This is a genomic window from Pseudomonas sp. Kh14, from assembly GCF_900291005.1.
In the GTDB taxonomy this organism is placed as follows: Bacteria; Pseudomonadota; Gammaproteobacteria; order Pseudomonadales; family Pseudomonadaceae; genus Aquipseudomonas; species Aquipseudomonas alloputida.
Window position 1 is genome coordinate 163,833 of sequence record NZ_OLKJ01000012.1, and the last position, 10,410, is coordinate 174,242.

A 10,410-nucleotide genomic window follows, 5' to 3' on the forward strand; every position below is an offset into this window, starting at 1 on the left:
AGAGAGGCAGGACCATGGCAAACGCGCATAGCGGCAAAATGATCGTCGGGCTGGACATTGGCACCTCCAAGGTGGTGGCGCTGGTGGGCGAAGTGGGCGAAGACGGCACCCTGGAAATCGTCGGGATCGGCACCCATCCGTCCCGTGGCCTGAAAAAAGGCGTGGTGGTGAACATCGAGTCCACCGTGCAGTCGATCCAGCGCGCCGTGGAAGAGGCGCAGCTGATGGCCGGCTGCCGTATCCACTCGGCGTTCGTCGGTGTGGCCGGTAACCACATCCGCAGCCTGAACTCCCACGGCATCGTCGCCATCCGTGACCGCGAAGTCAGCCTGGCCGACCTGGAGCGCGTACTCGACGCTGCCCAGGCCGTGGCGATTCCGGCCGACCAGCGCGTGCTGCATACCTTGCCGCAGGACTACGTGATCGACAACCAGGAAGGCGTGCGCGAGCCGCTGGGCATGTCTGGTGTGCGCCTGGAAGCCAAGGTTCACGTGGTCACTTGCGCAGTCAACGCCGCCCAGAACATCGAGAAGTGTGTGCGCCGCTGCGGCCTGGAAATCGACGACATCATCCTCGAGCAGCTGGCCTCGGCCTACTCGGTACTGACCGATGATGAAAAAGAGCTGGGCGTGTGCCTGGTGGACATCGGTGGCGGCACCACTGACATCGCCATCTTCACCGAGGGTGCCATCCGCCACACGGCGGTCATCCCGATTGCTGGCGACCAGGTGACCAACGACATCGCCATGGCCCTGCGTACACCGACCCAGTACGCCGAAGAAATCAAGATCCGCTACGCCTGTGCCTTGGCCAAACTGGCTGGCGCTGGCGAGACCATCAAGGTGCCGAGCGTGGGCGATCGCCCACCGCGCGAGCTGTCGCGCCAGGCCCTGGCCGAGGTGGTGGAGCCACGTTACGACGAGCTCTTCACCCTGATCCAGGCCGAACTGCGCCGCAGTGGCTACGAAGACCTGGTGCCCGCCGGCATCGTCCTCACCGGCGGCACCGCGAAGATGGAAGGCGCCGTGGAACTGGCCGAGGAAATCTTCCACATGCCGGTACGCCTGGGCGTGCCGCACAGCGTTCGGGGGCTGAGCGACGTGGTGCGCAACCCGATCTATTCCACTGGCGTCGGCTTGCTCACCTACGGCCTGCTGAAGCAGTCCGAGGATTTGGCCCTGACCGGTAACAGCAACAGCAGCAGCAACAGCTATGGCGATGAACCGAAGGCCCCAGTGCTTGAACGCTTCAAGAAGTGGGTCCAGGGCAACTTCTAAGTTTCAAAGCAGTAGTGGTAGGCGCAACAACTAGAGAACTGTAAGGAGAGGGAAAATGTTCGAGCTCGTAGACAACGTCCCGCAAAGTCCGGTCATTAAAGTGATCGGCGTTGGTGGTGGTGGCGGCAACGCCGTCAATCACATGGTCAAGAGCAGCATCGAAGGCGTGGAATTCATCTGCGCCAACACCGATGCCCAGGCGCTGAAAAACATTGGCGCGCGCACCATCCTGCAATTGGGCACGGGTGTGACCAAGGGCCTGGGTGCCGGTGCCAATCCGGAAGTCGGCCGTCAGGCCGCGCTGGAAGACCGTGAGCGCATCGCCGAAGTGCTGCAGGGCACCAACATGGTGTTCATCACCACCGGCATGGGTGGCGGTACCGGTACCGGTGCAGCGCCAATCATTGCCGAAGTGGCCAAGGAAATGGGTATTCTCACCGTAGCAGTGGTGACCCGTCCGTTCCCGTTCGAAGGCCGCAAGCGCATGCAGATCGCCGATGAAGGCATCCGCATGCTGGCTGAAAGCGTCGACTCGTTGATCACCATCCCCAACGAGAAGCTGCTGACCATCCTGGGCAAGGATGCCAGCCTGCTGTCCGCCTTCGCCAAGGCTGACGATGTACTGGCTGGTGCCGTACGCGGTATCTCCGACATCATCAAGCGCCCAGGCATGATCAACGTCGACTTCGCCGACGTGCGCACCGTAATGGGTGAAATGGGCATGGCCATGATGGGTACTGGCTGCGCCAGCGGCCCGAACCGTGCGCGTGAAGCCACCGAGGCGGCGATTCGCAACCCGCTGCTGGAAGACGTCAACCTGCAGGGCGCCCGTGGCATCCTGGTGAACATCACCGCAGGCCCGGACCTGTCGCTGGGTGAGTACTCCGATGTGGGTAGCATCATCGAAGCCTTCGCCTCTGACCACGCCATGGTCAAGGTCGGCACCGTGATCGACCCGGACATGCGTGACGAACTGCACGTGACCGTGGTGGCCACTGGTCTGGGCGCACGCATCGAGAAGCCTGTGAAGGTGGTCGACAATACCCTGCAGACTGCCCAGCAGGCGTACGAAGCGTCCAACCCTGCACCGGTACGCCAGGAGCAGCCAGCGGTCAACTACCGTGACCTGGAGCGCCCGACCGTCATGCGCAACCAGGCGCATGCAGGTGCTGCCGCAGCCGCTAAACTGAACCCTCAGGATGACCTGGACTACCTCGATATCCCAGCATTCCTGCGTCGTCAGGCTGATTAATGGAATTTATCAGGGGTATAAAGGTGATTGGTATTCATCAAAGGTTGGGTCTGTTATCATCCCCAGCCTTTGTTGATACCTGTTCGCAATTTGCGCTGAAGCGGCCAATGCCATGATTAAACAACGCACCCTGAAGAATACCATCCGTGCCACAGGTGTCGGTCTGCACTCCGGGGAGAAGGTTTACCTGACCCTCAAGCCTGCACCTGTTGACACCGGCATCGTCTTCCGCCGCGCCGACCTCGACCCTGTCGTCGAGATCCCTGCGCGTGCGGCCAACGTCGGCGAGACAACCATGTCGACGACGTTGGTCAACGGTGACGTCAAGGTCGATACGGTCGAGCACCTGCTCTCCGCCATGGCGGGTTTGGGCATCGATAACGCCTACGTCGAGCTCTCCGCCTCGGAAGTGCCGATCATGGATGGCAGCGCCGGTCCTTTTGTATTCCTGATTCAGTCTGCCGGCCTGGAAGAACAGGACGCAGCCAAGAAGTTCATCCGCATCCTGCGTGAGGTAACCGTGGAAGAGGGCGACAAGCGCGCCACGTTCCTGCCTTTCGAAGGTTTCAAGGTGAGCTTCGAGATCGATTTCGATCACCCGGTGCTTCGCAACCGGACCCAGAGCGCCAGCGTCGACTTTTCCAGCACGTCGTTCGTGAAGGAAGTCAGCCGCGCGCGTACTTTTGGTTTCATGCGTGACATCGAGTACCTGCGCAAGCACAACCTTGCGTTGGGTGGCAGTGTCGAGAACGCCATCGTGGTCGATGAGGACGGCGTGCTCAACGAAGACGGCCTTCGTTACGAAGACGAATTCGTCAAGCACAAGATCCTCGACGCCATCGGCGATCTGTACCTGCTGGGCAACAGCCTGATCGGCGAGTTCAAGGGCTTCAAGTCCGGCCACGCGCTGAACAACCAGCTGTTGCGCAAGCTGATTGCTGAAACCGATGCCTGGGAAGTGGTCACTTTCGAAGATGCCAGTACGGCACCGATCTCGTACATGCGCCCTGTTGCGGCCGTGTAAGTTCGAACACTCTCTAGTTCATTAAGGCCACCTTCGGGTGGCCTTTTTTATGGCTTGCCCTCGGCGTGGGCGGCCAACCGTTCCAGTGCTGCGCGCAGTTTGGGGTCGGTAATGCCCTCGGCGGTGTCACGCAGGCTCTCGGCCGCGCTGTTCGAAAGCTCGGCCGCATGCCCGCCACGCTTGGCCGGTACCAGCGGCGGTTGCACCTTGTACAGGATGCGCCTGAGGTTGCCGAATGCTTCCATGGCCTGCAGGGCCGCCAACAAGCGCTTCTGCTGGTAGCGCAGGCGGGTTGCCCAATGGCCGTCGGTAACCACCAGCAACAAAGTACCATCGCGCCAGGACGCCACATGGCAGTGCTCGCGGGCAGCCGGTTGCAACTGGCTTTCCAGCAGGCGCTGCAAGTGTTCCAGGCGCTCGGCCTGGTTCAGCAGCAGGCGCAGCGGGCGCACCTGGCGCAGCAGGGCGGAGGGCGGCTGGGCGGGGGAGGGTTTGTAGGCCATGGGGGTACGCGTGAGGTGACGTGGGCACAGTCTAACATCTCCGTTGCCTGTGCCGGCCTCTTCGCGGGTGAACCCGCTCCTACAGGGTTATCGATACCTCGTAGGAGCGGGCTTGCCCGCGAAGAGGCCGGTACGGGCGACACAAGATAGGAGTCATTCTCGATACGTTTCATGATCCCGGGCCTTGAACTCAGGGAAAATGCCCCTATCTAAAACAGGCCCCCGCCAAAACGCTGTATCAGCATCGTGGAAATCCACCACTTTCCTCACCATCGTTTCCGGGTAGAATGCTCGTTCGCATGCGGCCTATGGGCTGCACGGGCGACTCATGGGGCCGCCCTCCATCCCTACGTGTGGAAGATCCTGCCGATATGTTTGCGCCTTTGTTAAAAAAACTTTTTGGAAGCAAGAACGAGCGTGAAGTCAAACGCATGCTCAAGACGGTGAGTATCGTCAATGCCTTCGAAGAGAAGATGGTGGCCCTCTCCGACGAGCAACTGCGGGGCAAGACTGCAGAGTTCAAGGAGCGCCTGGCCAAAGGCGAGACACTGGACCAATTGCTGCCCGAAGCCTTCGCCGTGGCCCGCGAGGCCGGCAAGCGCGTAATGGGCATGCGCCATTTCGATGTGCAGCTGATCGGCGGCATGACCCTGCACGAGGGTATGATCGCAGAAATGCGCACCGGTGAAGGCAAGACCTTGGTCGGTACCCTGGCCGTCTACCTCAACGCATTGTCCGGCAAGGGCGTGCATGTGGTCACCGTCAACGACTACCTGGCGCGCCGTGACGCCAACTGGATGCGCCCGCTGTACGAATTCCTCGGTCTGTCGGTCGGTATCGTCTCTGCCTTCCAGCCGCCGGAAGAAAAGCGCGCCGCCTATGCGGCCGACATCACCTACGGCACCAACAACGAATTCGGGTTCGACTACCTGCGCGACAACATGGCGTTCAGCCAGGACGAGAAGTTCCAGCGTGAACTGAACTTCGCCGTGATCGACGAAGTCGACTCCATCCTCATCGACGAAGCGCGTACCCCGCTGATCATTTCCGGTCAGGCCGAGGACAGCTCCAAGCTGTACATCGAGATCAACCGCCTGATCCCGCGCCTCACCCAGCACATCGAAGAGGTCGAAGGCCAGGTCACCCAGGAAGGCCACTTCACCATCGACGAGAAGAGTCGCCAGGTGGAGCTGAACGAAGCCGGTCACCAGTTCATCGAAGAAATGCTGGCCCAGGCGGGCCTGCTGGCTGAGGGCGAGAGCCTGTACTCCGCGCACAACCTGGGCTTGCTGACACACGTCTACGCCGGTCTTCGCGCACACAAGCTGTTCCACCGTAACGTCGAGTACATCGTCCAGGACGGCCAGGTTCTGCTGATCGACGAACACACCGGCCGTACCATGCCGGGCCGTCGCCTGTCCGAGGGCCTGCACCAGGCCATCGAGGCCAAAGAGAACCTGAACATCCAGGCCGAGAGCCAGACCCTGGCTTCGACCACCTTCCAGAACTACTTCCGCCTGTACACCAAGCTGTCCGGCATGACCGGTACCGCCGACACCGAAGCATTCGAGTTCCAGTCGATCTACGGCCTGAACGTGATGGTCATTCCGCCGAACAAGCCACTGGCGCGCAAGGACTACAACGACCTGGTGTACCTGACCGCTGACGAGAAATACGCCGCGATCATCGCCGACATCAAGGAAAGCATGAAGCTGGGCCGTCCGGTGCTGGTAGGTACCGCGACCATTGAAACTTCCGAGCACATGTCCAACCTCCTGAAAAAGGAAGGGATCGACCACAAGGTGCTCAACGCCAAGTATCACGAGAAGGAAGCCGAGATCATCGCGCAAGCAGGCGCGCCCGGTGCACTGACCATCGCCACCAACATGGCTGGCCGTGGTACCGACATCCTGCTGGGCGGTAACTGGGAAGCCGAAGTGGCTGCCCTGGAAAACCCGACAGCCGAGCAGATCGCCCAGATCAAGGCCGACTGGCAGAAGCGTCACCAGCAAGTGATCGAGACGGGTGGCCTGCATGTAATCGCTTCCGAGCGCCACGAATCGCGCCGTATCGACAACCAGCTGCGCGGCCGCTCCGGTCGTCAGGGCGACCCGGGTTCCAGCCGCTTCTACCTGTCGCTGGAAGACAGCCTGATGCGCATCTTCGCCTCTGACCGGGTGAAGAACTTCATGAAGGCACTGGGCATGCAGTCGGGCGAGGCCATCGAGCACCGCATGGTCACCAACGCTATCGAGAAAGCCCAGCGCAAGGTCGAAGGCCGCAACTTCGACATTCGTAAGCAATTGCTCGAATATGACGACGTCGCCAACGAGCAGCGCAAGGTGATCTACCACATGCGCAACAGCCTGCTGGCCGCCGAGAACATTGGCGACACCATCGTCGAATTCCGCAAGGAAGTACTGGACGCTACCATCAGCCAGCACATTCCGCCGCAGTCGCTGCCAGAGCAGTGGGACGTAGCCGGCCTGGAGGCTTCGCTGGCCAGCGATTTCGCCATCAAGTTGCCGATTCAGCAATGGCTCGACGAGGACGATCACCTCTACGAAGAGACCTTGCGCGAGAAGCTGCTGAACGAGATCACCACTGCCTACACCGAGAAGGAAGACCAGGCCGGTCTCGAGGCCCTGCGAACCTTCGAGAAGCAGATTCTGCTGCGCGTACTGGACGACCTGTGGAAAGACCACCTGTCGACCATGGACCACCTGCGTCACGGTATTCACCTGCGTGGTTATGCGCAGAAGAACCCGAAGCAGGAGTACAAGCGCGAGTCGTTCAGCCTGTTCCAGGAGCTGTTGGAGTCGATCAAGCGCGACACCATCCGCGTGCTGTCACACGTACAGGTTCGCCGCGAAGACCCGGCCGAAGAAGAAGCCCGCCTGCGCCGCGAGGCCGAAGAGCTGGCGAGTCGCATGCAGTTCCAGCACGCCGCTGCACCGGGCCTGGAAAGTGAGCAACTTAGCGAGGAGGGTGCCGAAGTAGCGGTAGCCTCGGCGCCAGTACGCAATGACCAGAAGCTGGGCCGCAACGAGCCGTGCTGGTGTGGTTCGGGCAAGAAGTTCAAGCATTGCCACGGTCAGATCGAGTGATCTGAACCTTACGTTGTACAAGCCTGGGGTCGCTTTGCGGCCCTTTCGCGACACAAGGCCGCTCCCACAGGTACCGCGCTCGTCCATGAACGGGCGCGATCCTTGTGGGGGCGGCCTTGTGTCGCGATGGGGCGCGAAGCGGCCCCTTTTTCGACATCATCGTTTTTTCTAGGAGCGCTCTAATGGCTGTTGGTCTTGGTCCTTTGCCCACCCTGCACCCGGTTCCGGGTTTTGAACTCGGTATCGCTTCTGCCGGTATCAAGCGCCCGGGGCGCAAGGATGTGGTGGTCATGCGCTGTGCCGAAGGCTCCAGCGTGGCGGGCGTGTTCACCCTCAACGCCTTCTGCGCGGCGCCGGTGATCCTGTCCAAGCAGCGTGTACAGGGCACCGTGCGCTACCTGCTGACCAACACGGGAAATGCCAACGCCGGCACCGGCGCGCCAGGCCTGGCCGCCGCCGAGCGCACCTGCGCCAAGCTGGCCGAACTGGCTGGCGTACCGGCCGAGTCGGTACTGCCGTTCTCCACCGGCGTGATTGGCGAGCCGCTGCCGGTCGAAAAGATCGAAGGCGCGCTGCAGGCCGCCCTCGACAACCTGTCGGAGAACAACTGGGCTGAGGCCGCTACCGGCATCATGACCACCGACACCCTGCCCAAAGGGGCCAGCCGCCAGTTCCAGCACGATGGCGTCACCGTTACCGTCACCGGTATCAGCAAGGGTGCAGGCATGATCCGCCCGAACATGGCGACCATGCTGGGCTACATCGCCACCGACGCCAAGGTGGCGCCAAACGTCCTCAAGGACCTGCTGCTGGACGGCGCCAACAAGTCGTTCAACCGCATCACGATCGATGGTGACACTTCGACCAACGATTGCTGCATGCTGATCGCTACCGGCAAGGCCGACCTGCCGGAAGTGACCGAAGCCAGCGGCGCGCTCTTCGAAGCGCTGAAAAAGGCCGTGTTCGAAGTGTGCATGGAAGTGGCCCAGGCCATTGTCCGTGACGGCGAAGGCGCGACCAAGTTCGTGACCGTGCAGGTCAACGGTGGTGGCAACCACCAGGAGTGCCTGGACGTCGGCTACGCCGTGGCCCACTCGCCGCTGATCAAGACCGCGCTGTTCGCTTCCGACCCGAACTGGGGCCGTATCCTCGCTGCGGTAGGTCGTGCCGGTGTACCGGAACTGGATGTGAGCCTGATCGATGTTTACCTGGACAGCGTTTGCATTGCGAGCAAAGGTGGCCGCAGCCCGAGCTATACCGAAGCGCAGGGTTCGGCAGTGATGGCCCAGGAAGAGATCACCATCCGAATCGAGCTGGGCCGTGGCCAGTGCAGCGAAACCATCTGGACGACCGACCTGTCCCACGAGTACGTGAAGATCAACGCCGAGTACCGTACCTGATCTACTGATCCGAAGGCCTCTTCGCGGGCACGCCCGCTCCCACAGGTGTTGCAATGCCTGCAGGAGCGGTGCGGTCCCTGTAGGAGCGGGCTCGCCCGCGAAAGGCCGCGCAGCGGCCTGCGGGTTTTGCAATACAAACCTGATGGAGCCGAACCATGAGCTATCACCTGATCATCGGCGACAAGCTGTACTCCTCCTGGTCGCTGCGTGGCGCCCTGGCCCTCGAGCTGGCTGGCGTGCCCTACGAAGAAACCCTGATCAAGCTGAACCAGCCTGATACCCGCCAGCGCATCCTCGCTTTCTCCTCCACCGGCAAGGTGCCGCTGCTCAAGAGCGAGCACGGTGTGATCGCTGACTCGCTGGCCATTGCCGAATACCTCAACGAACGCCACCCCGAAGCCCAGCTGTGGCCTGCCGATGTGGCGGCGCGTGCTCAGGCCCGTTCGGCCTGTGCGCAGATGCATAGCGGCTTCTTTGCCCTGCGCGGCGCCATGCCGTTCGACTTGTCGCGCGACCAGGCGCTGGACAGCGTGCCGCTGGACGTACAAATCGACATCGACCGTATCGTTGCGCTGTGGTCCGAATGCCGTCTGGTGGCCAAGGACAGCGGCCCGTTCCTGTTCGGCAAGCCAAGCCTGGCCGATGCCTTCTTTGCCCCGGTAGCCGTGCGCCTGCGCACCTACCGCGTAGAAGTCCCCGCCGAGGCGGCAGCCTACATCGAAACCATTTATCAGTGGCCAGCCTTCCAGGCATGGCAACAGGCAGGCCTGGAGGAGCGTGAAGCGTGAAACGGATTCATGTAGTGGCTGCCGTCATTCGCGGCGCTGATGGCCGTATTCTGATCGCACGCCGTGCCGATACCCAGCACCAGGGCGGCTTGTGGGAGTTCCCCGGTGGCAAGGTGGAAGAAGGCGAAAGCGTCGAAGCGGCGCTTGCCCGCGAGTTGCGCGAGGAGCTGGGCATCGAGGTAAGCCATTCGCGTGCGCTGATCAAGGTCAGCCATGACTACTCGGACAAGCAGGTGCTGCTGGACGTGCGCGAGGTCGAAGCGTTCACTGGCGAACCGCATGGTGCCGAAGGCCAGCCGCTGGAGTGGGTTGCCCCGCGCGATTTGCCGCAGTACGAATTCCCCGAGGCCAACAAGCCGATCGTCGCCGCTGCGCGCCTGCCGGACCAGTACCTGATCACCCCGGACGGCCTGGAAGTGCCGCAAATGCTCAAGGGCATCCAGAAGGCGGTGGCCAATGGTATTCGCCTGATCCAGTTGCGTGCCCCGGACATGTACGACCCCAAGTACCGCGACGTGGCGGTGGATGCGGTCGGGCTGTGTGCGGGCAAGGCGCAGCTGATGCTTAAAGGGCCACTGGAATGGCTGGGTGATTTCCCGGCGGCCGGTTGGCACCTGACGGCAGCGCAGCTGCGCAAGTACGCCGCCAGGGGCCGGCCGTTCCCCAAGGAGCGCTGGTTGGCGGCATCCTGCCACAGTGCCGAAGAGCTGGCGCTGGCTGAGCAGATGGGGGTGGACTTTGTCACCTTGTCGCCAGTGCAGGCGACCCAGACTCACCCAGAGGCGGTGCCGTTGGGATGGGATGAGGCGCAGCGGTTGATTGCCGGGTTCAACAAGCCGGTTTACCTGCTGGGTGGGGTAGGGCCGGGTGAGCGCGAGCATGCCTGGGAAGCCGGGGCACAGGGTGTAGCCGGGATCCGGGCTTTCTGGCCCGAGGTTTGAGTCCCCTGTAACAGGGGCCGCTGCGGGGCCCATTCGCGGGGCCCGCTCTCATCAAACAAAATGCAACCCATTGTTTTTTTAAGCCTCACGCAGCCACTACCTGATACCCCAGTTTCCC

The 10,410-nt window shown here is 62.0% G+C and carries 8 protein-coding genes; 7 read left to right on the forward strand and 1 reads right to left on the reverse strand.

What is annotated here, in order from left to right; genetic code table 11:
• Nucleotides 1–14 precede the first annotated feature (14 nt).
• The 3 genes from ftsA to lpxC all read left to right on the forward strand — a co-directional run bounded on the left by ftsA (nt 15) and on the right by lpxC (nt 3,553).
• Complete coding sequence (ftsA, locus tag FQ668_RS06135) at nt 15–1,277, forward strand: cell division protein FtsA (RefSeq protein WP_003251867.1); 1,263 nt, start codon at nt 15–17, stop codon at nt 1,275–1,277.
• A 55-nt stretch (nt 1,278–1,332) separates the two neighbouring features.
• The gene (gene ftsZ, locus FQ668_RS06140; protein ID WP_003251871.1) at nt 1,333–2,529 is read left to right on the forward strand and encodes a cell division protein FtsZ; all 1,197 of its coding nucleotides are present in this window, start codon (nt 1,333–1,335) and stop codon (nt 2,527–2,529) included.
• A gap of 112 nt (nt 2,530–2,641) precedes the next feature.
• Nucleotides 2,642–3,553 (forward strand): UDP-3-O-acyl-N-acetylglucosamine deacetylase, encoded by a 912-nt coding sequence (gene lpxC, locus FQ668_RS06145; protein WP_003251873.1) that lies wholly within the window; start codon nt 2,642–2,644, stop codon nt 3,551–3,553.
• A 47-nt stretch (nt 3,554–3,600) separates the two neighbouring features.
• On the opposite strand, the gene FQ668_RS06150 is transcribed toward lpxC, so the two are convergent.
• A complete protein-coding gene (locus tag FQ668_RS06150; RefSeq protein ID WP_014592276.1) occupies nt 3,601–4,056 on the reverse strand; it encodes a DUF721 domain-containing protein in 456 nt (151 codons plus the stop codon).
• Nucleotides 4,057–4,427: 371 nt separating this feature from the next.
• Between FQ668_RS06150 and secA the strand changes: the two genes are divergently transcribed.
• The 4 genes from secA to FQ668_RS06175 all read left to right on the forward strand — a co-directional run bounded on the left by secA (nt 4,428) and on the right by FQ668_RS06175 (nt 10,292).
• Nucleotides 4,428–7,163 carry a preprotein translocase subunit SecA gene (gene secA / locus FQ668_RS06155; RefSeq protein WP_019439037.1) on the forward strand — a complete coding sequence of 912 codons (2,736 nt, stop codon included), beginning with the start codon at nt 4,428–4,430 and terminating at the stop codon, nt 7,161–7,163.
• A gap of 182 nt (nt 7,164–7,345) precedes the next feature.
• Nucleotides 7,346–8,563: a bifunctional glutamate N-acetyltransferase/amino-acid acetyltransferase ArgJ gene (gene argJ, locus FQ668_RS06160; protein WP_019439036.1), complete on the forward strand. Its 1,218-nt coding sequence runs from the start codon at nt 7,346–7,348 to the stop codon at nt 8,561–8,563.
• Between the two features lie 155 nt (nt 8,564–8,718).
• Nucleotides 8,719–9,351: a glutathione S-transferase family protein gene (locus FQ668_RS06170; protein WP_014592274.1), complete on the forward strand. Its 633-nt coding sequence runs from the start codon at nt 8,719–8,721 to the stop codon at nt 9,349–9,351.
• Nucleotides 9,348–10,292 (forward strand): Nudix family hydrolase, encoded by a 945-nt coding sequence (locus FQ668_RS06175; protein ID WP_019439035.1) that lies wholly within the window; start codon nt 9,348–9,350, stop codon nt 10,290–10,292. Before FQ668_RS06170 ends, FQ668_RS06175 begins: the two co-directional genes overlap by 4 nt.
• Nucleotides 10,293–10,410 lie beyond the last annotated feature (118 nt).

Excerpts from the sequence above, each read along its gene's own strand:
- ftsA (WP_003251867.1), top strand. The coding sequence starts at position 15 with ATGGCAAACGCGCATAGCGGCAAAATGATCGTCGGGCTGGACATTGGC.
- ftsZ (WP_003251871.1), top strand. The coding sequence starts at position 1,333 with ATGTTCGAGCTCGTAGACAACGTCCCGCAAAGTCCGGTCATTAAAGTG.
- lpxC (WP_003251873.1), top strand. The coding sequence starts at position 2,642 with ATGATTAAACAACGCACCCTGAAGAATACCATCCGTGCCACAGGTGTC.
- FQ668_RS06150 (WP_014592276.1), bottom strand. The coding sequence starts at position 4,056 with ATGGCCTACAAACCCTCCCCCGCCCAGCCGCCCTCCGCCCTGCTGCGC.
- secA (WP_019439037.1), top strand. The coding sequence starts at position 4,428 with ATGTTTGCGCCTTTGTTAAAAAAACTTTTTGGAAGCAAGAACGAGCGT.
- argJ (WP_019439036.1), top strand. The coding sequence starts at position 7,346 with ATGGCTGTTGGTCTTGGTCCTTTGCCCACCCTGCACCCGGTTCCGGGT.
- FQ668_RS06170 (WP_014592274.1), top strand. The coding sequence starts at position 8,719 with ATGAGCTATCACCTGATCATCGGCGACAAGCTGTACTCCTCCTGGTCG.